Origin of the sequence: Pseudomonas laurylsulfatiphila (genome assembly GCF_002934665.1) — a bacterium.
In the GTDB taxonomy this organism is placed as follows: domain Bacteria; phylum Pseudomonadota; class Gammaproteobacteria; order Pseudomonadales; family Pseudomonadaceae; genus Aquipseudomonas; species Aquipseudomonas laurylsulfatiphila.
Genome location: NZ_NIRS01000004.1, coordinates 577,099 through 601,434, shown reverse-complemented (window position 1 = coordinate 601,434; position 24,336 = coordinate 577,099). Strand labels below are relative to the sequence as shown.

At 60.2% G+C, this 24,336-nt stretch carries 20 protein-coding genes and 4 tRNA genes; 14 read left to right on the top strand and 10 right to left on the bottom strand.

The features are described from left to right. Positions 1 to 123 precede the first annotated feature (123 nt). The 4 genes from CD175_RS17550 to CD175_RS17540 all read left to right on the top strand — a co-directional run bounded on the left by CD175_RS17550 (position 124) and on the right by CD175_RS17540 (position 2,529). Positions 124 to 528, top strand: a complete 405-nt coding sequence (locus CD175_RS17550) for a MarR family winged helix-turn-helix transcriptional regulator (RefSeq protein ID WP_046037619.1) — start codon at positions 124 to 126, stop codon at positions 526 to 528. Between the two features lie 61 nt (positions 529 to 589). Further along, the gene (locus CD175_RS17545) at positions 590 to 1,789 is read left to right on the top strand and encodes an MFS transporter (RefSeq protein WP_167399542.1); all 1,200 of its coding nucleotides are present in this window, start codon (positions 590 to 592) and stop codon (positions 1,787 to 1,789) included. Then, positions 1,786 to 1,908, top strand: coding sequence for a hypothetical protein (locus tag CD175_RS31915; protein ID WP_007977581.1), 123 nt, complete (start codon positions 1,786 to 1,788; stop codon positions 1,906 to 1,908). The genes CD175_RS17545 and CD175_RS31915 overlap by 4 nt, the downstream gene beginning before the upstream one ends. A gap of 54 nt (positions 1,909 to 1,962) precedes the next feature. Beyond that, entirely contained in the window at positions 1,963 to 2,529 is a 567-nt protein-coding gene (locus CD175_RS17540) for a glutathione peroxidase (RefSeq protein WP_104449841.1), read from the top strand. 174 nt (positions 2,530 to 2,703) lie between these two features. Here CD175_RS17540 and CD175_RS17530 read toward each other — a convergent pair whose 3' ends face one another. The 3 genes from CD175_RS17530 to CD175_RS17520 all read right to left on the bottom strand — a co-directional run bounded on the left by CD175_RS17530 (position 2,704) and on the right by CD175_RS17520 (position 5,104). Next, the gene (locus CD175_RS17530) at positions 2,704 to 3,975 is read right to left on the bottom strand and encodes an OmpP1/FadL family transporter (protein ID WP_104449839.1); all 1,272 of its coding nucleotides are present in this window, start codon (positions 3,973 to 3,975) and stop codon (positions 2,704 to 2,706) included. A 146-nt stretch (positions 3,976 to 4,121) separates the two neighbouring features. Next, on the bottom strand, positions 4,122 to 4,604 hold the full coding sequence (locus tag CD175_RS17525; protein ID WP_007977587.1) for a hypothetical protein: 483 nt from the start codon (positions 4,602 to 4,604) through the stop codon (positions 4,122 to 4,124). A gap of 275 nt (positions 4,605 to 4,879) precedes the next feature. Then, positions 4,880 to 5,104 carry a hypothetical protein gene (locus CD175_RS17520; protein ID WP_007898912.1) on the bottom strand — a complete coding sequence of 75 codons (225 nt, stop codon included), beginning with the start codon at positions 5,102 to 5,104 and terminating at the stop codon, positions 4,880 to 4,882. Between the two features lie 1,007 nt (positions 5,105 to 6,111). Between CD175_RS17520 and CD175_RS17510 the strand changes: the two genes are divergently transcribed. Beyond that, the gene (locus tag CD175_RS17510; RefSeq protein WP_015096151.1) at positions 6,112 to 6,435 is read left to right on the top strand and encodes an SEL1-like repeat protein; all 324 of its coding nucleotides are present in this window, start codon (positions 6,112 to 6,114) and stop codon (positions 6,433 to 6,435) included. Positions 6,436 to 6,610: 175 nt separating this feature from the next. Further along, a complete protein-coding gene (locus CD175_RS17505; protein ID WP_167399541.1) occupies positions 6,611 to 7,975 on the top strand; it encodes a DNA recombination protein RmuC in 1,365 nt (454 codons plus the stop codon). A gap of 126 nt (positions 7,976 to 8,101) precedes the next feature. On the opposite strand, the gene CD175_RS17500 is transcribed toward CD175_RS17505, so the two are convergent. Then, complete coding sequence (locus CD175_RS17500; protein ID WP_104449837.1) at positions 8,102 to 11,572, bottom strand: hybrid sensor histidine kinase/response regulator; 3,471 nt, start codon at positions 11,570 to 11,572, stop codon at positions 8,102 to 8,104. A 194-nt stretch (positions 11,573 to 11,766) separates the two neighbouring features. Then, positions 11,767 to 12,303, bottom strand: a complete 537-nt coding sequence (locus CD175_RS17495; protein ID WP_102701771.1) for a TetR/AcrR family transcriptional regulator — start codon at positions 12,301 to 12,303, stop codon at positions 11,767 to 11,769. Positions 12,304 to 12,417: 114 nt separating this feature from the next. Here CD175_RS17495 and CD175_RS17490 point away from each other — a divergent pair, with 114 nt between their 5' ends. The 3 genes from CD175_RS17490 (at position 12,418) to CD175_RS17480 (ending at position 16,836) form a co-directional block, all read left to right on the top strand. Beyond that, positions 12,418 to 13,608: an MFS transporter gene (locus tag CD175_RS17490; protein WP_104449836.1), complete on the top strand. Its 1,191-nt coding sequence runs from the start codon at positions 12,418 to 12,420 to the stop codon at positions 13,606 to 13,608. Between the two features lie 105 nt (positions 13,609 to 13,713). Then, positions 13,714 to 14,865 carry a TDT family transporter gene (locus tag CD175_RS17485; protein WP_104449835.1) on the top strand — a complete coding sequence of 384 codons (1,152 nt, stop codon included), beginning with the start codon at positions 13,714 to 13,716 and terminating at the stop codon, positions 14,863 to 14,865. Between the two features lie 96 nt (positions 14,866 to 14,961). Beyond that, a complete protein-coding gene (locus tag CD175_RS17480; RefSeq protein WP_104449834.1) occupies positions 14,962 to 16,836 on the top strand; it encodes an MFS transporter in 1,875 nt (624 codons plus the stop codon). 126 nt (positions 16,837 to 16,962) lie between these two features. Here CD175_RS17480 and sugE read toward each other — a convergent pair whose 3' ends face one another. The 3 genes from sugE to rdgC form a co-directional block, all read right to left on the bottom strand. Continuing rightward, positions 16,963 to 17,277: a quaternary ammonium compound efflux SMR transporter SugE gene (sugE, locus tag CD175_RS17475; protein WP_007977599.1), complete on the bottom strand. Its 315-nt coding sequence runs from the start codon at positions 17,275 to 17,277 to the stop codon at positions 16,963 to 16,965. Positions 17,278 to 17,395: 118 nt separating this feature from the next. After that, a complete protein-coding gene (locus CD175_RS17470; protein ID WP_104449833.1) occupies positions 17,396 to 18,361 on the bottom strand; it encodes a bile acid:sodium symporter family protein in 966 nt (321 codons plus the stop codon). 128 nt (positions 18,362 to 18,489) lie between these two features. Then, complete coding sequence (gene rdgC / locus CD175_RS17465; RefSeq protein ID WP_007969735.1) at positions 18,490 to 19,410, bottom strand: recombination-associated protein RdgC; 921 nt, start codon at positions 19,408 to 19,410, stop codon at positions 18,490 to 18,492. Positions 19,411 to 19,569: 159 nt separating this feature from the next. Between rdgC and CD175_RS17460 the strand changes: the two genes are divergently transcribed. The 4 genes from CD175_RS17460 to CD175_RS17445 all read left to right on the top strand — a co-directional run bounded on the left by CD175_RS17460 (position 19,570) and on the right by CD175_RS17445 (position 20,112). Further along, positions 19,570 to 19,645, top strand: a tRNA-Val gene (locus tag CD175_RS17460). 19 nt (positions 19,646 to 19,664) lie between these two features. Next, positions 19,665 to 19,741, top strand: a tRNA-Asp gene (locus tag CD175_RS17455). Positions 19,742 to 19,940: 199 nt separating this feature from the next. Then, positions 19,941 to 20,016: transfer RNA gene (locus CD175_RS17450), tRNA-Val, on the top strand. A gap of 19 nt (positions 20,017 to 20,035) precedes the next feature. Continuing rightward, a tRNA-Asp gene (locus tag CD175_RS17445) sits at positions 20,036 to 20,112 on the top strand. Positions 20,113 to 20,240: 128 nt separating this feature from the next. Here the strand turns inward: CD175_RS17445 and CD175_RS17440 are convergent. Together CD175_RS17440 and CD175_RS17435 are read right to left on the bottom strand one after the other, a co-directional pair. Beyond that, on the bottom strand, positions 20,241 to 21,377 hold the full coding sequence (locus tag CD175_RS17440; protein ID WP_104449832.1) for a catalase family protein: 1,137 nt from the start codon (positions 21,375 to 21,377) through the stop codon (positions 20,241 to 20,243). A gap of 28 nt (positions 21,378 to 21,405) precedes the next feature. Next, positions 21,406 to 23,208, bottom strand: coding sequence for a di-heme-cytochrome C peroxidase (locus tag CD175_RS17435; RefSeq protein WP_104449971.1), 1,803 nt, complete (start codon positions 23,206 to 23,208; stop codon positions 21,406 to 21,408). Between the two features lie 267 nt (positions 23,209 to 23,475). Here CD175_RS17435 and CD175_RS17430 point away from each other — a divergent pair, with 267 nt between their 5' ends. After that, positions 23,476 to 24,192 (top strand): BamJ family beta-barrel-assembly machinery protein, encoded by a 717-nt coding sequence (locus tag CD175_RS17430; RefSeq protein ID WP_008017718.1) that lies wholly within the window; start codon positions 23,476 to 23,478, stop codon positions 24,190 to 24,192. The last annotated feature ends 144 nt before the right edge of the window (positions 24,193 to 24,336 follow it).

Sequence of the window (24,336 nt, the reverse complement as noted above, 5' to 3'; positions counted from 1 at the left end):
TGGGCACACCGAAAATCTCTGTGGGAGCGGGCTTGCCCGCGATGGCGGTCTGCCAGGCGCCGCTCAATCATTGAAGAAACCATGTAACTTGATTTAACACGCTCGCGGGTATATACACGCACCATGCTCGATTCCCAATGTTTATGCATCAACCTGCGTCGCGCCGCCCGTGGCGTCAGCAGGCATTACGACGGCGCTCTCGACGGCTTCGGGATCAACGTTGCGCAGTATTCTTTGCTGTGCAATCTGCAGCGTCTGGATCAGCCGAGCATTTCAACCCTGGCCGAGGCCATGGGCCTGGATCGCAGCACCTTGGGGCGCAATTTGCGGGTGCTGGAGGGTGACGGCCTGGTGACACTGGTCGAGGGCGAGGACATGCGCAACCGCATTGTCCTGCTGACCGAAGCCGGGGCAGAGCGTCTCAAGGCTGCCTTGCCGGCCTGGGAAGCCGCACAGCAGCGCTTGATCGATCGCCTGGGGGCCGAGAAGCGCGAAACCTTATTGAAGCTGCTGGACGAACTGGCGTGACGCCGGTTTTTCCGAACATAAGCGGGTATATACCCGCTACCGGAGAACAACAATGACATCGATGTGGCGTGCGTGCGGTTGGGTTCTGTTGGGGAGTGCGCTGATCCTTGCGTTGTCTCTGGGGGTTCGACATGGCTTCGGGCTGTTTCTGGCGCCGATGAGTGCCGAGTTCGGCTGGGGGCGTGAAGTCTTTGCCTTCGCCATCGCCTTGCAGAACCTGATCTGGGGGCTCGCCCAGCCATTCACCGGCGCGCTGGCCGACCGCTTCGGCGCGGCGAAGGTGGTACTGATCGGTGGCGTCCTGTACGCAGCCGGGCTGATTTGCATGGGGCTCTCCGACTCGGCAGTGACCCTGTCCCTGAGCGCCGGTCTGTTGATCGGTATCGGGCTGTCCGGCACGTCGTTCTCGGTGATTCTGGGTGTGGTCGGCCGCGCAGTACCGCCGGAAAAGCGCAGCATGGGCATGGGGATCGCCAGTGCTGCCGGCTCGTTCGGCCAGTTCGCGATGTTGCCCGGCACGCTCGGTTTGATCGGATGGCTTGGCTGGTCCGCGGCGTTGCTCGCGCTGGGCTTGCTGGTGGCGCTGATCGTACCGCTGGTGAGCATGCTCAAGGACAAGCCGTTGCCCGTCCTGGGCCACGAACAAACCCTTGGCGAAGCACTGCGCGAAGCCTGCTCGCATTCCGGATTCTGGTTGCTGGCGTTCGGCTTTTTTGTCTGCGGATTCCAGGTGGTGTTCATCGGTGTGCACTTGCCGGCCTACCTGGTGGATCAACATCTTCCGGCGACGGTCGGCACCACGGTGCTGGCGCTGATCGGCCTGTTCAACATTTTCGGCACCTATACCGCCGGATGGCTCGGCGGGCGCATGTCCAAGCCGCGTTTGCTCACCGGTTTGTATTTGCTGCGGGCGGTGGTCATTGCGTTGTTCCTGTGGGCACCGGTGACCACCACCACGGCCTACCTGTTCGGCATGGCCATGGGCTTCCTGTGGCTGTCGACGGTGCCGTTGACCAACGGTACGGTGGCGACCTTGTTCGGCGTGCGAAACCTGTCCATGCTCGGCGGGATTGTTTTCCTGTTTCACCAGCTCGGTTCGTTCCTGGGCGGCTGGCTGGGCGGGGTGGTGTATGACCGAACCGGGAGTTATGACTTGATCTGGCAAGTGGCAATTCTCTTGAGCCTGTTGGCCGCCGCCCTCAACTGGCCGGTGCGTGAACGGCCGGTGGCGCGCCTGCAAACACAAATGAGTGCGACATGAACAGCCTTTGGCCGCGGATCGCTGTAGCCGCCGTCTGCGCCTTGTTGCTGGCGTTGTCGTGGTGGGGCTGGCATCAGGGCGGGCTGGCGCTGATGCAGTTGGGTATGGGTGCTTGCTAGTGAGCGGGGAGGGCGAGTAACGTCGCTTTTGACGAATTATCAAGGATGCTCGAGATGCTCAAGCGCTGGTGTGCTGTTCCCGCGTTGCTGATGGCGTTGTCCGGGCTGGCTTGGGCCGCTGACTGTCCGGAGGTGCTGCAGGGCTCGCTGCCGAAGTTACGGGCCAAGGAGTCCATCGACCTGTGCCAGCGTTACGCCGACAAACCGCTGGTGGTGGTCAATACCGCCAGTTTCTGCGGCTTCGCGCCGCAGTTCGAGGGCCTTGAGGCACTCAATCAGCGCTACAAGGGGCAAGGGCTGGAAATACTCGGCGTGCCGTCAAACGACTTCAAGCAGGAGTCCAAAGACAGCGCCGAGACTGCGAAAGTCTGCTATGCCAACTACGGCGTGACCTTCACCATGACTGAACCACAAAAGGTTCGTGGCGATGATGCGACGCACTTGTTCAAAGTCCTCGCCCGTCAAACCAGTGCGCCGAAGTGGAATTTCTACAAGTATGTGGTGGATCGCCAGGGCAAGGTGATCGCCAATTTCTCCAGCCTGACCAAGCCGGATGATCCCGAGTTCATCGCCGCGGTAGAAAAAGCCCTGGCTTCGGCACCGCTTGCTTCTGCCCCCTGACTGGCAGGGGCGAGCTTGCTCGCCTCAAGGCGCTTCGTTCATCCAGTAAGCACGCGTCATCGTTCGCGTCCATCGCGAGCAGGCTCGCTCCTACAAATGAAAAGCCCCGCCTCTGTGAAGAGAGCGGGGCTTTTTTGAGTCCGATGGCGAGCGGTTCAGGCTCGCCGGGAATCATCAGAAGCGGTAGGTTGCACCGAGACCGAAACCGTTCGCGTAGTTTTCATACTTGGCGTTGTAGCTCTGGCCACGGTCGTTGCTGTTGTTCACCTTGACCGACTCTTCGCGCAGGTACGAATACGCCAGGTCGATGGTCAGGTCGTCGGTCGGACTCCAGCCGGCGCCCACGCTGAAAATCTTGCGATCGCCCGTCGGGATGCGCGGAGAGCGGTCGACGTTGTTGGTCGGTGCCTGGTCAACGGACAGACCGGTACGCAGTACCCATTGCTTGTTCAACTGGTAGGACGCGCCGATGGCGTGAGCCCAGGTGTCGTGCCAGTTCTGTTCTTCGGTGATGGTACCGAACTGGCCATTCAGAACGGCTGGAACACCTGTGTTTTCAACGGTGATTTCTTTCAGGCGGCTCCAGCGGGTCCAGGTGCTGCCTGCGTACAGAGTCCACTTGTCGTCGAGCTGGTGAGTGACCGAGAAGTCCACCGATTCAGGTGTGGTCAGGTCCAGCGAAGCGTCGTATTTCTGGTTCGGGTTCTGGCCGATCAAGCCCAGCACGTTGTAGTTGACCTTGGTGTTGCCCTCAAGCTTGTACTTCACTTTCGAGTGGTAGGTCAGGCCGACGCGCGTGCTGTCGGTGGCTTGAACCAGCACGCCGATGTTGTAGCCCAGCGCAGTGTCGTCACCTTCGATCTTGACCTTACCGTCTGGCGCGGCCTGGGTGATCGACAGGTTCGATTCCAGGGTGCCGTCGATGCGGTTGATGGTCGGGCCGAAACCGATGGAAACCTTGTCGTTGAAGGCGTAGCTGACAGTCGGTTGCAGGGTGACGATTTTAACTTCGCTCTTGCTGCCGAAGTAACGACCGGCAAAGCCGTTTTCGTAGTCGGTTACCAGGCCGAACGGTGCGTACACGCCGATACCGAATGCCCAGTGGTCGTCGATTGGTTTGACGTAGTAACCCATCGGCACGCCCATGAAAGGGACCATGTCACCTTTGTTGGTACCGCCGTTCGGACGGGAGCTGGCGTCACTGATGTCAGTGTGCGCGTCGATGAATGCAACACCGCCGGTCACTTGTTCGCGCTTGATGCGGGACATGCCGGCAGGGTTGCCAGCAATGGTGGATGCGTCGTCGGCAGCAGAAGATCGCCCGGCAAAACCTGTCCCCATCCCGCTGATGCTCTGTTCGTTGAGAGCAAAGCCACTCGCAAAGATCTGGGTGGATGCCATGGCAACGGCGAGGCTAAGGGTGGTTTTGAGCATTACTTTTTTCATTATTAGAACTCCTGGTGATCACCGGGGCGAAAATTACCAACATTTTCGTCCCGGCGCCATAGGCTGTATGCGTTGATTTAGAGCGGTTTTGTAGGACAATCCGACCAAAATCACCACCTGTTACGCGATGTTTGGATCCAGAAGTGTCAGCAGGCTACCTGATTCAGAGGTGAAACACAGGTTTGCCAGGCGCTGGTGAAATCACGCAGACGCCCTTGGGGATGAAATGTCTGGCGCCAGATCCTGGCCATGCCCAACAAATCATCAGGGGAGGGGAGGGGGGTATTCTGTTCCTCCACCAGCAGCCAGGCGATGGCAGTGGCGTAACGCAGGTTGACGGTCAACTCCAGGTGCGGGCCGCTCAGAAACGCATGCTGGCTGGCCAGGCCGCGGACCAGGCTTGCACGCTCCGGATCAAGGGCCAGGTAATGGTCCCAAAGTGCCTGGTGGCGGGGCTCGGCGATGCGGTACAAGCCGTGCCCACGGCGGTCATGCAGGGCGGAACCAAGGGCTGACTGGCTGGCGGCAATGCCCAGCAGCAGGGATTCGGCAGTAGCGCTATGGCGTCCGAGGTAGATCAACGTCGGACGAATCACATAGCGGCACAGTTCGCTGGCAGCGATACCCATAAAACCCTCGAAACCTGAATTGGACGGCGATACCTGAGGGGGCCTTGGCAGCTGTGAATCGGTTCAGGCTCGCCGCAAGCGGGTCAAGCCGCTTGAGTTGAAGTGTAGTGTCATATTCGCGCTGTAAAGGACTGTTTTTAAAATATTTCCAGCGACCAGTTATAACCCTTATATCGGATCGTGCTTAGTCGTGGTTGGAGGACAGGGAAACATCGGGCAATAAAAAGCCCTGCTTTTCGGGCAGGGCTTTCGGGTTTTTCAGCCTTTCTGGCGTTTCAGGCAACCAGGGCCTGACGGGTACGCTCGATCACGGCCTGCAGCGGCTCGGCGCTGGAGTATTGATCGGGGTACAGGCGTTCGCTGTGACGAGCGATGCCGTGTTCGTTGACCAGGGTGAAGCTGAAGCAGCCTTTGCGAGCGGCCATGATCAGGCAGTTCATTGGTGCAAAAGCGTTGGTTAGGGTGCGAATGGCATCCTGAGTGTGGATTTGAGTAGACATTATTGGGTGTTCCTACAAATGACACGGATAAGAACCGTGCAACGTTAAAACGTTCCAGTAACGTCGATCACCATTGATCGAACGAAGAACCCGACTGGAACAAAGCAGCCAGTTTGAAGCGCTGATAAGTTGGCGCGCTTGGGCTGGCAGGTAGGTACTTAGGAGGGCAGGCAACACATCAAGGGCAAAGGTTCTGGGCCCGGGGTGAAGATCCTGATCAATTTGCAGGTTGGTTCGAGCAGAGTAGGCAGGCGGAACAACACCCTTTGCTTTCGATTCAAAGGTCGTGTCGGCGCAAGATTTACCTGGAAACCATCGAGGTGGTCGATCCCGCTTGTTCGGTGGAGGCTTCCGTCGGGAAGGCTGACCGGGGGGATTTGTTCGACCAGAATTGACTTTCAGCTTGGTACTAACGCCGCGGATACTAACGGATTGAACTGGACAAGGGAAGTGTGTTAGCAAAAAGAATTTCCCAACGGGTGCCCGATCTGGCTGTTTTGCCTTGCTGATAAGCGTATGAAGCTACGCTGCCTGCGGTTGATACGCCCACTAGCAGAACAAAATCCGACCATCGGTCATCGACGTTGGTAGCAACGCAGCCGTCTAAACACTGGGTTTGCCAGCGCTTATCCCCAGCCATGACAAAAAAACGCGCCGAAAAAGTGCATTGATATAACCGTCGCAAAGGCACTTGTGCACATTAGTTGCAGAGGCTGTCACCCCGCTGTCATCTCACGTTCAAGCGTAATGGCTGCCTGTAACCAAAATTTAAGTCAATGAAAAACATCGCTTTTTTTTACTGGTGAAAAAATCGTCAGTTTGACTGCGAACCCCATTCCACAGGGCTTTGAGCGGGTTCAAGGACGGTTGTCCACTGAGTTATCCACAGCTTCTGTGGATTGTCCCGAGCGCTTGCTCTAGGACGGGCGTGCCGGGACATTTTCAGCTTTACCTGTAAGAAAAAGAGAGTAAAGTTGCGCGCCTTCCGATCTGCCCCACAGTGCTTTATGAAGTTTCGCTCAGCTCCTGTTTCCTCTACCTCCACTCCACCCTCTGTTGCCCCTACCAAGCGCTTTTCCATGCGCGTGGCAGAGTGGCTGTTGGACAGTCCGCACCTGGGTGAAAACCCGAACGTCAAACACATCGCCGGACGTCTGCTCAAGCAGCCGGCCCGTGAGGGCGTGGTGGCTGCGCAAAGTCGCCTTGGCCAGTTGATGTGCCGCGAATGCGGGAATGCCCGGGACCGCCGTATCGGTCAGGACCTGTTGCGCCAGGCCGCTCGGGCAGGCGATCGCCGCGCTCAACAGGAACTGGGGCTGATCGAAGACTGAGCTGTCCAAGACCGGACGCCTTGGTTAACCTTCAGGCTTTATCCGAATGGCAGGAGTGGCTATGGCAATGGACTTGACCAGCGTATTGCTGGGGCTGGCAGCGGCAGGGTTGCCGTTGCTGGTATTGGCCTGGCAACTTCAGCGTCGGGCCAGCACCACGCAGGCAGACGTTGCACTGCTGCAGGAACGCCTGGCCATGGCGCAACTGGCGCAGGACGGCTTGAATGCACAACTCGAGTCCAGCCGCGATGAAATCGCTGATCTGACCCAGGCCAATTCCGCCAAACAGGCTGATCTGGCTGCACTGCGTCGTGAAGTCGAACTGCTGCAGATCGAGCGCGACGACGCCCGGGACGCCGCCCATGCGTGGAATATCGAACGCGCCGGCAAAGACGCCGAACTGCGCCGTCTGGATGCCCAGGCCGCGTCGCTCAACGCCGAATTGCGCGAGCAGCAGGACAGCCATCAGCAACGCCTTGACGACCTGCAAGGTTCGCGGGACGAATTGCGCGCGCAGTTTGCCGAGCTGGCGGGGAAGATTTTCGATGAGCGCGAGCAGCGTTTTGCCGAAACCAGCCAGCAGCGCCTGGGGCAGTTGCTCGATCCGCTCAAGGAGCGCATCCAGTCCTTCGAAAAGCGTGTCGAGGAAAGCTATCAGAACGAGGCCCGTGAGCGTTTTTCCCTGGCCAAGGAACTGGAGCGCCTGCAACAGCTGAACTTGCGCTTGAGCGACGAAGCCACCAACCTGACCCGCGCCTTGAAAGGGCAGAAGACCCAAGGCAATTGGGGCGAACTGATCCTTGAGCGCGTGCTCGAGCATGCAGGGCTGGAGAAGGGGCGCGAGTACCAGACCCAGGTCAATCTCAAGGGACCGGACGGCGAGCGCTTCCAGCCGGACGTGATCATTTACCTGCCGGGGGACAAGCAGGTGGTGGTCGACTCCAAGGTCAGCCTGACGGCCTATCAGCAATACGTGGCGGCTGAAGACGAGGCTATCGGCCAGATCGCCATCAAGCAGCACGTGCTTTCATTGCGCAATCACGTCAAAGGCCTGGCCGGCAAGGATTACAAGCGCCTCGATGGATTGCACAGCCTGGATTTCGTGTTGCTCTTCGTGCCGATCGAGGCCGCGTTTTCTGCCGCGTTGCAAGCTGAGCCGACGCTGTTTCAGGAGGCATTCGACCGCAACATCGTGATCGTCAGCCCGACCACGTTATTGGCGACCCTGCGTGTCATCGACAGCCTGTGGAAACAGGAGCGCCAGAGCCAGAACGCCCGGGAAATCGCCGAGCGGGCCGGGTGGCTGTACGACAAGTTCGTGCTGTTCATCCAGGATCTGGACGAGGTCGGCAATCGCCTGCAGCAACTGGACAAGGCCTACAGTTCGGCACGCAACAAGCTGACAGAGGGGCGTGGCAACCTGGTCAGCCGCAGTGAACAACTCAAGCTGCTGGGGGCACGGGCGAGCAAGAGCCTGCCGGCGGATTTGCTGGAGCGGGCGATGACCGATGTCGATGGGTTGGTCGAATTGCCGGAGTAGCGGAAAAGCATCGTCGGAACGCCGCCCGGAGCAAGCTCGCTCCCACAGTTGACAGCGTACCCCTGTGGGAGCGAGCTTGCTCGCGATGACGGCAGTCGCGCCACCGCAAAGGTCAATTCTTGAGCGTTACAACGGCAAATACCGACTCAACAACGCCCGCAACGCCGCCGGTTTCACCGGTTTGGCCAGGTAATCCAGCCCTGCTGCATGCACCTTGTCGACCGTCTCCGGCCGGCCATCGGCGCTGATCACCACGCCAGGAACCGGCTCACCCATTTGCGTGCGCAACCAGGCCATCAGGTCGGTTCCGGTTTCGCCATGATCGAGATGGTAATCCACCAGCGCCAATTGCGGGCGCACGCCTTCGCCCAGCAGCGTCGCGCATTCCTCGCGATTGCGTGCGGTCCAGACCTGGCAACCCCAGCGGCTGAGCAAGCTGTTCATGCCGATCAGGATGCTGTCCTCGTTATCGATGCACAGCACCTGCGCACCATTGAGCAATTTGCCATTGAGCTCGGCGACTTTGACCGGCGCTACGGTTTGCGCCGGGGCCAGCGGCACGCTGACACTGAACACGCTGCCGCGTCCCGGCCAGGAGCGCACGCGCAAGGTATGACCAAGCACGCGACATAGCCCGTCGGCAATAGCCAACCCCAGGCCGAGGCCTTTTTCGGCCCGTGTCTGGTGGCTGTCGAGGCGTTTGAACTCTTCGAAAATCACCTGTTGTTTATCTTCCGGAATACCCGGCCCACGGTCCCAGACTTCCAGGCTCAATCCTTCCTTGTGCCGGCGAACGCCCAGTAGTACCGGCCCTTTGCCGTAGCGAAACGCATTGGTCAGGAAGTTCTGCAAAATTCGCCGCAGCAGTTTGATGTCGCTGTCGACCCGCAGCGCGCTGCCGCGAACGCGGAACTCCAGGCCTTGTTCCTGCGCCAGCACCTTGAACTCTGCACCAAGGGTGTCGAACAGTTCGTTGAGCGCGAACGGCTGGCGATTCGGGGTGATCTTGCCGTTCTCCAGACGGGAGATGTCCAGCAGGTCGCTGATCAGGTCCTCGGCCGAGCGCAGCGAGCTGTCCAGGTGCCCGACCAGTTTCTGCGCTTCGCCGGAGAGTCCATCGTCCTGATGGGAGAGGGCGGCGGAGAACAGGCGCGCCGCATTCAGCGGTTGCATCAAGTCATGGCTGACGGCCGCGAGGAAGCGGGTCTTGGACTGGTTGGCCGCCTCGGCGGTGCCCTTGGCTTCGGTCAGGGCGACGTTGAGCTGCGACAATTCGTGGGTCCGTTCGGTGACCCGTTGCTCCAGGCCTTCGTTGGCTTCGGTCAGCGCCTGCTCGGCTTCGCGGAACGCGGTGATGTCGGTGAAACTCATGACGAAGCCGCCGCCCGGCATCGGGTTGCCGATCAGCTCGATCACCCGGCCATTGGGGAACAGGCGCTCGGAGGTATGCGCACGGCCCTGGCGCATCCAGTGCAGGCGACGCGCGACGTGAACTTCGGCTTCGCCGGGGCCGCACAGGCCGCGCTCGGCATTGTGGCGAATGATGTCGGCGATCGGCCGACCGACACTGATCAAGCCGTCCGGGTAGTTGAACAATTCCAGGTAGCGACGGTTCCAGGCCACCAGTTTCAGCGACTGGTCGACAACACTGATGCCCTGGGTGATGTTCTCGATGGCGCCTTGCAGCAAGGCACGGTTGAATTGCAACACCTCCGAGGCTTCGTCGGCGATGCGCACGACGTCTTCCAGTTGCATCTCCCGGCCTTCAATGGCGGCTTTGACCACCGCGCGGGTCGAAGAGGCACCCAGCACACCGGCCAGCAGGCGTTCGGTGTGGGCGATCCATTCACCGTCGGCGTTCTGGTTCGGGTTGAAGCCTTTGCCCTGGCGATAGGCAAAGCGGATGAAGCTCTGACGGGCGCGCTCTTCGCCGACGAAGCGCGCCGCCAGTTGCAGCAGGTCGTCGATCTGCACCGCCAGCATCGAGCGTGCGCTGGGGCGGGCACTGATTTCCTGGCCGATGAAGCGGCCCGCCTGCCAGTGCTCGGAAACCCGGGTGCGCGACAGCACCGAGACCCAGGCGAAGAGCGTGAAGTTGCCAGCCAGCGACAGCACCACACCCTGGGTCAGCGGGGTGATCGGCAGGTTCAGTGGATTGCTGTGCAACCAGGCCAGCCCCGGGAATGTGCTCAAGGAAAGGCCGAGGCTGAGGGCGGCAATCGGCAGGATCAGGGTGTAGAACCACAGGAAGGTGCCTGCGGCGAGGCCGGCGAAAACTCCGCGGCGGTTGGCCTGTTTCCAGTACAGCGCACCGAGCATGGCGGGGGCCAGTTGGGTCACGGCGGCGAAGGCGATCTGGCCGATGGTCGCCAGGCTGGCGGTCGAGCCCAGCAGGCGGTAACTGACGTAGGCCAGCAGCAGAATGACCACGATGCTGACGCGGCGCACCGACAACATCCACTGGCGGAACACTTCGAACGGGCGCTCGGCGTTGTTGCGACGCAGCAGCCAGGGCAACAGCATGTCGTTGGACACCATGGTCGACAGCGCCACGCTGGCCACGATCACCATACCGGTGGCCGCCGATGCGCCACCGATAAACGCCAGCAGGGCTAGCGCCGGATGCGCCTGCGCCAGGGGCAGGCTGATGACGAACGAGTCCGGCAATACCGAGCTGGGCAGCAGCATCTGGCCGGCCAGGGCGATCGGCACGACAAACAAGGCAGCCAGGGCGAGGTAGGCCGGGAATACCCACTTGGCCAGGCGCAGATCCTGGGGATCGATGTTCTCGACAACGGTCACGTGGAACTGCCGCGGCAAGCAAATGATCGCCATCATCGCCACACCGGTCTGCACCACCATCGACGGCCAGTTGATGGTTTCCTTCCAGTACTGTTCGAGACGCGGCGCCAGCATGGCCTGGTCGAACAGGTCGTCGAAACCGTCGTACAGGCCGTAGGTCACGAACGCGCCGACCGCGAGAAAAGCGAACAGCTTGACCAGTGATTCGAAGGCAATGGCCAGCACCATGCCGCGGTGGTGCTCCGTGGCGTCGAGGTTGCGGGTACCGAAGACGATGGTGAACAGCGCCAGCACCAGTGACACGATCAGCGCGGTGTCCTGGGCCCGTGTGCCCATGGCGTCGGCGCCGGCGCCGATCAGCAGGTTCACGCCGAGCACAATGCCTTTGAGCTGCAACGCGATATAGGGCAGCACGCCGACCAGGCAAATCAGCGCCACCACCACCGCCAGCGACTGGGATTTGCCATAGCGCGCAGCGATGAAGTCGGCGATCGAGGTGATGTTCTCCTGTTTACTGATCATCACCATTTTCTGCAGGACCCAGGGCGCGCCGACCAGCAACAGGATCGGCCCGAGGTAGATCGGCAGGAACGACCAGAGCTGTTCGGCGGCCTGGCCCACGGCGCCGAAGAACGTCCAGCTGGTGCAATAGACCGCCAGCGACAGGCTGTACACCCAGGCGCGCACACGCGGCGGCAAAGGCGCGCTGCGACGGTCGCCATAGAAGGCGATGGCGAACATGATGGCCATATAGGCCAGGGCGACGGCGGCAATCAGCCCGGTGGACAGCGACATGGGGACTCCAGACAAAAGACACCCGGGCCTCACACCCGGACAGACAGTCTCGCACGACCGCCAGCGTTAGTCAGTGTCGACCAAGGTCGTGGCGTGGCGGGGTGTCGCAGGGGATTTTGCAGTGTCTGGACTGGCCTCATCGCGAGCAGGCTCGCTCCCACAGGGGGCGGCGAACACAGGGCAAAGTGGGGGCCTCACTGACTGAATGCAATCTCGATCAATCGATGAAGCTCCTCAACCTCCAGCGCGGCCTCGGAAAACAGAATGCGGAAAACGATGGGGGCGGCGATCAGGTTGATCAGCCGATCGACACCCGGCACGGGCTCGTTGGGAAAACGGTCGAGGATTGTCTGCAACTGCCCGCCAATGATCGTCGCGCAGTAACTTGGCTTGAGCGCCGCCTGTACGTCGCGCAGCATGTTGCGGCCAGGTTCGGAGCTCATTTCGTCCAGGTACTGTTCCGCCCAGGCTCGAATATCGCCGCGCAGGCTGCCGGTGTGGGTGGGGTCGTTGTCGGGCTGCATGCGGGCGAGGGCGACGTCGGCCAGCAGCGCCGACAAATCACCCCAGCGACGATAGATGGTCGAGGGTGTAACGCCTGCGCGCGCAGCAATTTGCGGCACGGTCAGGCTGGCGCGGTCCTGCTCCTCGAGGAGCTGGCGCACGGCCGAGTGAATCGACTCTTGTACCCGCGCGCTGCGTCCGCCTGGGCGTAAGGTGGGAGCTGTCATCCTGGGGTTCCTGTAAAAGCCATGCCTCGGACCTTAACACAAAGAATTTGCTTTAAGAGAGATCCAGTAGCACACTCCGCAAAAGCAAAAAGTTAGCTTTTGTGGAGCGCACCCATGTCCAGTTCTCATTCAAACCGTGCCAGCTTGTGGTTTCTCGCCGTTACCTTGCTCAGTTTCCTCGCGGCCTCCACGGCGCCGACGCCGCTGTATCACCTGTATCAGGAGCAGATGCAGTTTTCGGCCGCGACCCTGACCCTGATTTTTGGCGTGTACGCCCTCAGCCTGTTGGTTGCATTGCTGACCGTCGGCTCGCTGTCGGATTACCTGGGGCGCAAACCGGTGATTTTCACGGCGGTGGTGCTGAATATCCTGGCGATGCTGCTATTCATTCACGCCGACAGCGTCACCTGGCTGATCAGTGCCCGAGTCCTGCAAGGTTTTGCCACCGGCATGGCTACCGCGGTGCTGGGCGCAACGCTACTGGATACCGACCGCGAACGGGGGCCGCTGGTCAATAGCGTTGCACCCTTGACCGGGATGGCCATTGGCGGGTTGGGTTGCGGTGTGTTGGCCGAGTTCGCCCCGGCGCCGTTGCACCTGACGTTCTGGCTGCTGCTGGGGTTGTTTGTGATGCAAGCGTTGTATGTCTGGCGCTTGCCGGAAAGCGTCTCGCGGCAGGCCGGGGTTTGGGCCTCATTGCGACCGACTCTGCATGTACCGCTGCAAGCGCGCTCGACTTTGTGGCGGGTGCTGCCGCTCAATACTGCCCTGTGGGCCCTCGGCGGTTTCTACGCTTCCCTGGCGCCTTCGTTGGTGCGCACGGCCACGGGCTCGACCTCGAACATGATCGGCGGGGCGACCGTTGCCGCCTTGACCTTGACCGGTGCGCTGATGATTTACCGCATGCGCAACCGACCCGCCGGCAAGTCATTGTTATTGGGCGCCAGCATGATGCCAGCGGGTGTCGTGATGATTTTGCTGGGGGTCCACAGTGCCAGCCTGCAGCTGTTCTTCCTTGGCACCCTGGTCGCAGGCTGTGGTTTCGGCTCCGGTTTTCTGGGCACCTTGCGTAGTCTGGTGCCGCTGGCCTTGCCTCATGAGCGTGCCGGGCTGGTGTCGACGTATTACGCGCTCAGCTATCTCGCCTTCTGCCTGCCATCGCTGCTGGCCGGGAACCTGAGCCGAACCCTCGGATTGGTGGCGACCGTCGACGGTTATGGCGCGGTGTTGATACTCCTGGCCCTTGGCGCTTTGGCAGGTTTGATGCGCCCGCGTTCAGGGAGTGCATGTGAGGTCGGTTCCTGATCAAATATCTATGTAATAGATAACATATAGAGATATTACCCGTTATATAGATATTCGATCCGGATCTAACATGGGCTCTACCTCACGAGAGGACAGGAGTTCGCCATGACATGCGCCAACAGCATCAAGCCCGGAATCAAACCGTTCAGTCACCTGCAGCACCCACGCGAAGTGATCCGCCAGTTCACCCCCAACTGGTTCGCGGCCACCATGGGTACCGGTGTGCTGGCGCTGGCACTGGCGCAATTGCCGGTTGCCATGCCCGCCTTGCACGCCTTTGCCGAAGCCCTATGGCTGTTCAATATCGCGTTGTTCCTGCTGTTCACGGCGCTGTACGCCGCGCGTTGGCTGCTGTTTTTCGACGAAGCACGACGGATCTTCGGCCACTCCACGGTTTCGATGTTTTTCGGCACCATCCCGATGGGCCTGGCGACCATCATCAACGGCTTCCTGGTGTTCGGCCTGCCACGCTGGGGCGAAGGTGTGATTCACCTCGCCGAAGTGCTGTGGTGGCTGGATGTGGCGATGTCGCTGGCCTGCGGCGTGCTGATTCCCTACATGATGTTCACGCGTCAGGAGCACAGCATCGACCAGATGACCGCCGTCTGGTTGTTGCCGGTGGTCGCGGCAGAAGTGGCGGCCGCCAGCGGTGGCCTGTTGGCGCCGCATCTGGCCGACGCTCACTCGCAACTGGTGATGCTGGTGACCAGCTACGTACTCTGGGCATTTTCCTTGCCGGTGGCTTTCAGCATCCTGACCATTCTGTTGCTGCGCATGGCCCTGCATAAACTGCCCCACGAAAACATGGCCGCCTCGAGCTGGCTGGCCCTTGGCCCGATCGGCACCGGCGCGTTGGGCATGCTGGTACTGGGCGGCGATGCACCGCTGATTTTCGCGGCCAACGGTTTGCCGGGCGTCGGTGAGATTGCGGCGGGACTGGGCCTGGTGGCCGGCATCACCCTGTGGGGCTTCGGCCTGTGGTGGATGCTGATGGCGCTGCTGATCACTGTGCGCTACCTGTGTGCCGGCATCCCCTTCAATCTGGGCTGGTGGGGCTTCACCTTCCCGTTGGGCGTCTATTCTCTGGCGACGTTGAAGCTGGCCAGTACCTTGAACCTGACGTTTTTCAGTGTGTTTGGCTGTGTGCTGGTGGCGTTGCTGGCGGTGATGTGGCTGATCGTCGGTAAGCGCACGGTGCTGGGCGCCTGGCGTGGCGAACTGTTTGTCTCGCCATGCATTGCCGGTTTGAAGAAATAACCGGCAAAGATTAGGTAAGGTGTGGCCTGGATCGAGTTTCGATACTCCAATTACAGTATCCAGGCCACTCTCTACATAATCAGGGACACATGGAAGATGAGTCACCCCTCACAGTTCACCTTGTTGCGTACCCGGCGCTTCCTGCCGTTCTTCATTACCCAGTCCCTTGGGGCATTCAACGACAATGTGTTCAAGCAGTCGTTGATCCTGGCGATTTTGTACAAGCTGAGCATCGAGGGCGACCGCTCTGTCTGGGTCAACCTGTGTGCGTTGCTGTTTATCCTGCCGTTTTTCCTGTTCTCGGCCCTGGCCGGGCAATTCGGGGAAAAGTTCGCCAAGGATGCGTTGATCCGCCTGATCAAGCTTGGGGAAATCGCCATCATGGCGGTCGGTGCCGTCGGTTTTCTGTTCGATCACCTGTCGTTGATGCTGCTGGCGCTGTTCGCCATGGGCACCCATTCGGCGCTGTTCGGGCCGGTGAAGTACTCGATCCTGCCGCAGGCCCTGCGAGAGGATGAATTGGTCGGCGGCAACGGCCTGGTGGAAATGGGCACCTTCCTGGCGATCCTCGCCGGCACCATTGGCGCTGGGGTCATGATGTCTTCGGCGCATTACGCACCGGTGGTGTCCACGGCGATCATCGGCATTGCCGTGCTCGGCTACCTGGCCAGCCGCAGCATTCCCCGGGCGGCGGCCGCCACGCCGCAAATGCGCCTGAACTGGAACATTTTCAGCCAGTCCTGGGCCACATTGAAACTGGGCCTGGGGCAAACACCGGCGGTGTCACGCTCGATTGTCGGCAACTCATGGTTCTGGTTTGTCGGGGCGATCTATCTGACGCAGATCCCGGCCTATGCCAAGGAATGGATGCACGGCGACGAAACCGTGGTGACGCTGATTTTGACGGTGTTCTCGGTCGGCATCGCATTGGGTTCGATGCTGTGCGAGAAACTCTCCGGGCGCAAAGTCGAGATTGGCCTGGTGCCGTTCGGATCGTTCGGTCTGACCGTCTTCGGTCTGTTGCTGTGGTGGCATTCCGGTGGAATTCCGGACAGCGCCGCCGGCCATGGCTGGATCGACATCCTCAGTTTCGGCCACACCTGGCTGGTGTTGCTCGACATCCTCGGCCTGGGCGTCTTCGGCGGTTTCTACATTGTCCCGCTGTACGCGCTGATCCAGTCGCGCACAGCGGAGAACGAGCGGGCGCGGGTGATTGCCGCCAACAACATCCTCAACGCGCTGTTCATGGTGGTGTCGGCGATTGTCTCGATCGTCCTGTTGAGCGTGGTCAAGCTGTCGATCCCGCAGTTGTTCCTGGTCGTGTCGTTGCTGAACATCGGTGTCAACGCCTACATCTTCAGGATTGTCCCCGAGTTCACCATGCGTTTCATGATCTGGCTGCTCAGCCATTCCATGTATCGCGTCGAGCACCGCAATCTGGACCTGATTCCCGACGAAGGCGCGGCGCTGCTGGTGTGCAACCACGTGTCGTTCGTCGACGCCTTGCTGATTGGCGGCGCGGTACGTCGGCCGATTCGCTTTGTGATGTATTACAAGATCTACAACCTGCCGGTGCTGAACTTCATCTTCCGAACCGCAGGGACGATTCCGATTGCCGGGCGCCAGGAGGACATCCAGATATATGAGCAAGCCTTCACGCGGATTGCCCGGTATCTGAAGGACGGTGAGCTGGTGTGCATCTTCCCGGAAGGTAAATTGACCGCCGATGGCGAGATCAACGAGTTCAAGGGCGGGTTGACGCGGATTCTCGAGGAGACACCGGTACCGGTGATTCCGCTGGCATTGCAGGGGTTGTGGGGGAGTTTCTTCAGCCGCGATCCGGGTAAAGGGCTGTTTCGCCGGTTGTGGTCGCGGGTGACGTTGGTGGCCGGGCCGGCGGTAGCGGTTGAGGTGGCGCAGCCGGTGAAGTTGCAGGCGTTGGTGGGGGAGTTGCGCGGGGCAGTCAGATAGTCGGTGGCTGTGCTGGCCTCTTCGCGAGCAGGCTCGCTCCCACAAGGGTTCCAGGGTGTGTCGCAGATTGTTGCAACACCTGCGATTCCTGTGGGAGCGAGCCTGCTCGCGATGGCGGCCTAAAAGTTAAGCACTGACCTTGAGCCCAACCAACCCGCTAATGATCAACGCCACACTCGCCAGCCGCACCAGCGCCATCGACTCGCCAAACAGAATGATCCCGGCGATCACAGTGCCAACGGCGCCGACACCGGTCCAGATCGCATAGGCTGTGCCCAACGGCAATTCCTTCATTGCAAGGCCGAGCAAGCCAAGGCTGATAGCCATGGCCGCAACGGTCAATACGGTGGGGAGCGGGCGGGTGAAGCCGTCGGTGTACTTGAGGCCGACGGCCCAGCCCACTTCGAAAAGGCCGGCGAAAAACAGAATGATCCAGGACATGAAGACCTCCATCGTCTGACGGGGTCGTCCCCAGATTAATGACTCGATCGAGCCGCGAGGTCGTCCTCGCGATGGGCAATATAGTGCCCAGCATTAACCCGGGGATCAAGTTTTCCAGTCAGTCGCTGACCTGTTGCGCCGCCATTTCCCGATCCTGTTTTTCACTCATGCGACGGAAATACGTCGAGAGCAATGCCCCGGAAATGTTGTGCCAGACACTGAACAATGCGCTGGGCACTGCCGCCAGCGGCGAGAAGTGCGCACTGGCCAACGCGGCGCCCAACCCGGAGTTCTGCATGCCGACTTCCAGGGCCAGGGACTTGCGCTGGGCCAGAGGCAGCTTGAACAGGCGCCCGGTGAAGTAACCCAGCAGGTAGCCAAAGCTGTTGTGCAGCATGACCACGGCCATGATCAACAGGCCCGACTCGGCAATCTTCGCCTGGCTGGCGGCCACTACTGCCGTGACGATGATCACGATGCTGACCACCGACACCAGCGGCAACACGTCCACGGCGTGGCGAACCTTGTCGCCGAGCACCCGTTGGGCAACCACTCCCAGCACGATCGGCAACAGCACCACTTGCAGGATCGACCAGAACAACTCCATGAACGATACCGGCAACCAGGCCGAGGCCAGCAGCCAGATCAGCGCCGGCGTCAGCAGGGGGGCGAGGAGGGTGGTGACAGCGGCGATGGCCACCGACAGCGCCAGGTCGCCACGGGCCAGCCAGGTCATCACGTTCGACGAGGTGCCGCTTGGGCAGCAACCGACCAGAATCACGCCGACGGCGATTTCCGGCGGCAAGTGGAACGCCTGGCAGAGCAACCACGCCACGCCCGGCATGATCACGAAATGTGCAACCACGCCCAGGGCCACGCGCCAGGGATGGCGAGCGACTTCGGCGAAGTCTTCGACCTTGAGGGTCAGGCCCATGCCGAACATCACCAGCCCCAGCAACGGCACGATGGCGCCTTTGAGGCCGATGAACCATGCTGGCTGCAGGAACGCCACGACAGCGAAAATCAGTACCCAGTAGGCGAAGGTGTTGCCGACAAAACGACTCAATGCAGCCAGTGCGCGCATGGCCTGTTCCTTGTTATGAGAGCTACGCAGTTCTGTAGGAGCTGGCTTGCCAGCGATTCAGGCAACTCGGAGTGCCTGACACACCGCTTCGCCGGCAAGCCGGCTCCTACAATAAGTCACTACCGGGCTTAGATCCCTTGCGGCGTCTCTTCCCCACCCAATGCTTCAACCAGCGCCGGCAGGAAATCGCCGAAGGTCAGCATCATCAGGGTGAAGCTGGCGTCCAGTTGGCCCAGGGCTTCGTCGCCACCGTCCTGTTCCGCCTGGTCTTGCAGCAGGTCTTCGAACTTCAGGCGCTTGACCACCATCTTGTCGTCGAGGACGAACGACAGTTTGTCCTGCCAGGCCAGGGACAGTTGAGTGACCACTTTACCGGTGCTCAGGTGCAGCTGGATTTCTTCGCTGGTCAGGTCCTGGCGCTTGCAACGCACAATGCCGCCGTCTTCGTGGGTGTCGCGCAGTTCGCACTCGTCCAGCACAAAGAAATCGTCCGCGGCTTTCTGCGTGGTGACCCACTCGGTCATGGTCGCGGTCGGCGACATTTTCACGGTCAGCGGACGCACCGGCAGGGTGCCGATCACTTCACGCAAGGTCGACAGCAAGTCTTCGGCGCGTTTCGGGCTGGCCGAGTTGACCAGGATCAGGCCCTGCTTCGGCGCAATGGCGGCGAAGGTCGACGAGCGGCGGATAAAGGCGCGGGGCAGGAAGGCCTGGATGATTTCATCCTTGATCTGATCGCGTTCCTTCTTATAGACCTTGCGCATTTGCTCGGCTTCGATCTCTTCGACCTTTTCCTTGACCGCGTCACGCACGACGCTGCCCGGCAAAATACGTTCTTCCTTGCGCGCGGACACCAGCAGGAAGTCACCGCTGACGTGCACCAGTGGCGCATCTTCGCCTTTGCCGAACGGCGCGACGAAACCGTAGGTGGTCAACTCCTGGCTTGCACAGGGGCGCGCCAGTTTGGTGGCCAGTGCAGTTTCCAACGCCTCGGCATCAACAGGCAGATCTTGGGTCAGGCGATAGATAAGCAGGTTTTTGAACCACATGGGGTGAGTCTCTCCTTTATACAAAGGGGGGCATTATTGTCTTCGCCGTGCCATAGGCCAACCTTTCTCTAAGCCTTTGGAAGGCCTGAGAAAATTATTTAAAAAAGTGCTTGCCAGAGGTTGGGTCGCTCCGTAGAATGCGCGCCACACCGAAGCGAAGGGTGATTAGCTCAGCTGGGAGAGCGTCTGCCTTACAAGCAGAATGTCGGCGGTTCGATCCCGTCATCACCCACCATTCGTTTCATGTGTTTAGCGCAGCGGTAGTTCAGTCGGTTAGAATACCGGCCTGTCACGCCGGGGGTCGCGGGTTCGAGTCCCGTCCGCTGCGCCATATTCGGTAACCTGGACCACTGAACGCCAGGTCACCACGGAAAAACCCGCAATAGCGGGTTTTTTTCTGCCTCAAGTTTGTACGTTGTACCCGCGGGACGTGTCGTTTTACCGGTTTTCGGATTTATTTGAAAAAAAACTTCAATTAAATCAACACTTTACGAAAACTTGTGGCATAATGCGTCCCGTAACGAAGCGAAGGGTGATTAGCTCAGCTGGGAGAGCGTCTGCCTTACAAGCAGAATGTCGGCGGTTCGATCCCGTCATCACCCACCATTCGTTTCAAGCGTTTCGCGCAGCGGTAGTTCAGTCGGTTAGAATACCGGCCTGTCACGCCGGGGGTCGCGGGTTCGAGTCCCGTCCGCTGCGCCATATTCGGTAACCTGGAACACTGAACGCTAGGTCACCACAGAAAGCCCGCCTTGTGCGGGCTTTTTGCTTTCTGGCATTTGGCCAGTCCTGAAAGCGATCCCGGGATCGCTTTTTTTGTGTCTGCCCGGTTATTGCTCGGCGTTTCGGCTGTGCCGGTAGTCGCTGACAGCTTCATAAACGGCTTTGCGCAGGCGATTGATGCCGCCGATAGGGCGGTGTGCCTCGATACCGAACCAGGGATTAAATGACTGGTTGTCGCATTGCAGGTTCAGTGCCGGTGTATCGAAGTCCTGCGCCGGCACCTTGATCTGCGCCACCGTCTCGAAGGGCGCATCGCTTTCGCGCCATTCAATGCTGGTGTCTTCAATCGGCATGTACTTGTTGGCGTCCTGTCGCTGGATTTGCAAGACGAAACACGCGGGCACCCGATCGGTCGACAACTGTTGATTCAGCGCATTGCGCAGGAAGTTCGGCAACCTGCGGTTTTGTTCCGGCAGGTTGTAGGCCGGGCAACTGCCTGGATCGGGCATGACCCGGAACTTGGCATTGGCTTCACCGAATTTGTAGGGTGAAACCGAAAAATACGTCGTCCGGGTTGGGCTCGATGGCGCAGGGGACAGTGTCGCCAGGGCAATAAACAGGTGGCGAACCTGCCACGAACGCGGGTCCCACCCCGGAAAGAACGCCATCATTTTTTTACCCTCGGCCTGGGCAGCGACATTCTGACGGTATTCGGCCACGTTACTTACAAAAAAGTTCGGATGGCTGAACATCACAAAGTCCTGTTCACTTCGCCCTGGCTGATCGCTCAATAGTTGTTTGCCCGGAACATCGAACAGCTTGATCGCCATGCCCCGGGCGTCGCGGATGCTGTCGAACTGCGGGTAGGCGTTGCCATTGGACAGGCGCATCGTCGCTTGCCAGGTTTTGCCCGGCTCGCTGAACACGCCCTGGCGCAATTCGCTGGCCAGTTCCGGCAACACCTGGACTTCGGCTTTGATGCAGCCGTGGGCCTTGGCATGGGCATCGCGCAGGTAGCGGGTGCTTTCGCGGTGCTGATCGACGATGCGCACGGCGGTCTGGATGATGTCCCGGGTCATCGCGGCTTCACCGTCCGCAATCGACTCCTGCGCCGAGACCGGTCCGCGCTGCTGCCAGGCAAACCAGGCGGTGGCCAATGCCCAGCCAAGCACGCCGAGAACCAGCAGCCACAGCAACAGCTTGCCGAGGAAGGCGCCCAGGCGCAGCCAGAGTGTAATCAGCATGAGAGCGTCCTTTTGGCTGAGTCCGTGGTCATGGCAATTGCGCTTCCAGCGGGCCGCCCAGCACTTTCAGATATTCCAGCAGTGCCCAACGCTCCTGTGGCTGCAACCAGCGGCCGATCACGCCATTGCCGAGTTTGCCGGCACGGAATTCATGACCACTGTTGTGGTTGCCGGTGATTCGCGTGTCGAACAGAAAACCGTTGGTAAAGGCTTCGGTGCGGTAACCCAGGTGTCCCGGGTCATATTCGAAAGTGCCTTTGTAGAACGTGGTTGCACGCTCATCCTGAGGCGACAGCAATTGATAAATGCTCGGTACCGAACCGTTGTGCAGAAACGGCGCCGTTGCCCATACACCCGCCAACGGCCGGGCCTTGTACGAACGTAATTCGCGCACACCGATTGGCAGGCCGAAGCCGTCCATTTCCGGGCGCTCGGCGGGGGTGACACTGGCGTCCTGATAGGCGCGGTCGCGGACAAATGCAGTGACATAGGCCAGCCCCGTGGCCACGGACATCTTGCTCAGGTCCAGTAGTTCGGTGGGTTTTGGCTCTACATCCAGTTTTTCCAGTTCCGCCTGCTTCCATTGCAGTGCTGTCAGGTCGAAGCGATGGTCGGCGATGTTGTTGGCCGCGCCCGGGTCTGTGCCGATGTCATCCACCGGGAGCATTTTCAGGTGCTGAACGTATCGTCCCTCGCCCTGGGTGGTACGCGGTACATGACAGCCCGCGCAGTTTTCCGCGAACAGGGTGCGCCCCTTGGCGGCCAGCGGCTTGTCGATCGCGCCCAGCAGGTCTTCCGGCCAGGCCGGTGGCGAGAGCCGTTGCAGGGTTTCTTCGATCAGGTGCAGGTCGCGCACATGGACGCTGGAGGGATAGCGGGCATCGCCCATCAGCGGCTGGCCGTTCTGGTCGAAGAAGTTCAGCGTGGCACCGACGCCCAGCGCCTCGCCGATGTTGCGGGCCATCGGTTGTTTCGCCGAGCCGTTCCACTGCACCCATTCGAACGTCCACATGTCCCACAACTGTGGATAATCGACCGGAGCATTGGCCACGCGGTAGTTGTCGGGGGAAATCGCGTCACCGAAGCTGGCGTTGGCAATGCGCCCGAAGGCATCGGTGCGCCCCGGGCCTTCCTCGGTGGGATAGAGCCCGCGATGGGTGTCGTTCCAGGCCACTTTGAGGAATGTATCCAGTGAAGTCTTGAATTCTTTGCGCAGTTGCTTGTGGCGCGTCTCGTAGTCTTGGCCCAGTACGTTGCGTGCGAAACGTTCGAATTTCCACGGGTTGTAGTAGGTCGAGACCAGGCTGGCGACCAGCGCTTGTCCGAAACTGCCCCCTTTGAGCGTAGGAACGCTGGACGGCAGCACATGCTGCGCCGAACCGCCGTCGATACGCACGGCTTGCCCCCTGAAGCGCAGTTCACCGGTGTGGCAGGCCGCACAGGTGATATCCAGAAACACATCCGGGCTGCCGACATTCTGATGCCGGGTAAAGCCTGCGGGGAGGTTGCCGGGGTTGTTCGGTGTGGGCTTCTGGCCGGGGTCCACCAGAAAACCGAAGCGCGCGAGGTATTCGGGGGCGGCGAAGCGTTGCTGCGAGAAGGGCAGTTCGAGGGCGGTGAACCAGTCATAGCGCAAGCCTTTGACCTGGGTGCCCTGGGGGGTGAAGTAATAAGTCTCTCGGTCGACGGCGCTCCATTGCTCCAGATAATGCACCTGTTCAGCAGGCGACCAGGCCGGCAGTTTCGGGTTGGCGACGTAATAAAGAACCACGGCCAGGGCCAGCCCGAGCAGGGCTGCGATGAGAACCAGCAAGCGTAGGAAGAGGCGCAAGATAAACATCCTTGTCGAACTATCATGCGGTTATGCCCGAGTGCCCAAGGTACGGCAAGAGGCCATTACGCCAGATTGCAGGTTCAGGAATCAGCCTCTGTCGGAGCAAGATGAAAGAAGCTTCATCGCCCGAATTGTGAAAAGCGTTTAAACACCTGAACTTATCAATTGATTCCGGCTCTCATGCCGGTAGCCATTGGTCGTGGCGGCCTGATAAGCTCGCGGCTTTACTCGATTGCCCTTTAGGCGCATGAACAAGGAAATAGCATGAAACAGCATCGGTTGGCGGCGGCGGTGGCCCTGGTTAGCCTGGTACTCGCGGGTTGTGATTCGCAGACCAGCGTAGAGCTGAAAACTCCGGCGCAAAAAGCTTCCTACGGCATTGGCCTGAACATGGGCAAGAGCCTGGCTCAAGAAGGTATGGATGACCTGGATTCCAAAGCTGTAGCCCAGGGCATCGAAGACGCCGTCGGCAAGAAAGAGCAGAAGCTCAAGGACGAAGAGCTGGTCGAGGCGTTCGCCGCACTGCAAAAGCGTGCCGAAGAGCGCATGGCCAAGATGAGCGAAGAGTCGGCCGCTGCCGGCAAGAAATTCCTCGAGGAAAACGGCAAGAAAGCCGGCGTGACGACCACCGCTTCGGGCTTGCAGTACGAAGTCGTGCAGAAAGCCGATGGTCCTCAGCCAAAGCCGACTGATGTAGTGACCGTTCACTACACCGGCAAGCTGACCAACGGCACCGTATTCGACAGTTCCGTCGAGCGCGGCAGCCCGATCGATCTGCCGGTCAGCGGTGTGATCCCGGGTTGGGTCGAAGGCCTGCAACTGATGCACGTTGGCGAGAAGTACAAGCTGTACATCCCTGCTGACCTGGCTTACGGTGCTCAAAGCCCGAGCCCGGCGATTCCGGCCAACTCGGTACTGGTATTCGACCTGGAACTGCTGGCCATCAAGGACCCGGCAAAAGAAGACGCCGCTGCCAAGTAACCAGCGCCTGCTTCGACAACAACGCCTCGCTCATGCGGGGCGTTGTTGCATCTGGCGTTCGGCAGGGGTAAACAAAACGAACAGACGCTCTAGGCCGGAGTCTTAGGCATAGTAGTGTCGGCGGTAGACGCACAAGGCCGCCAA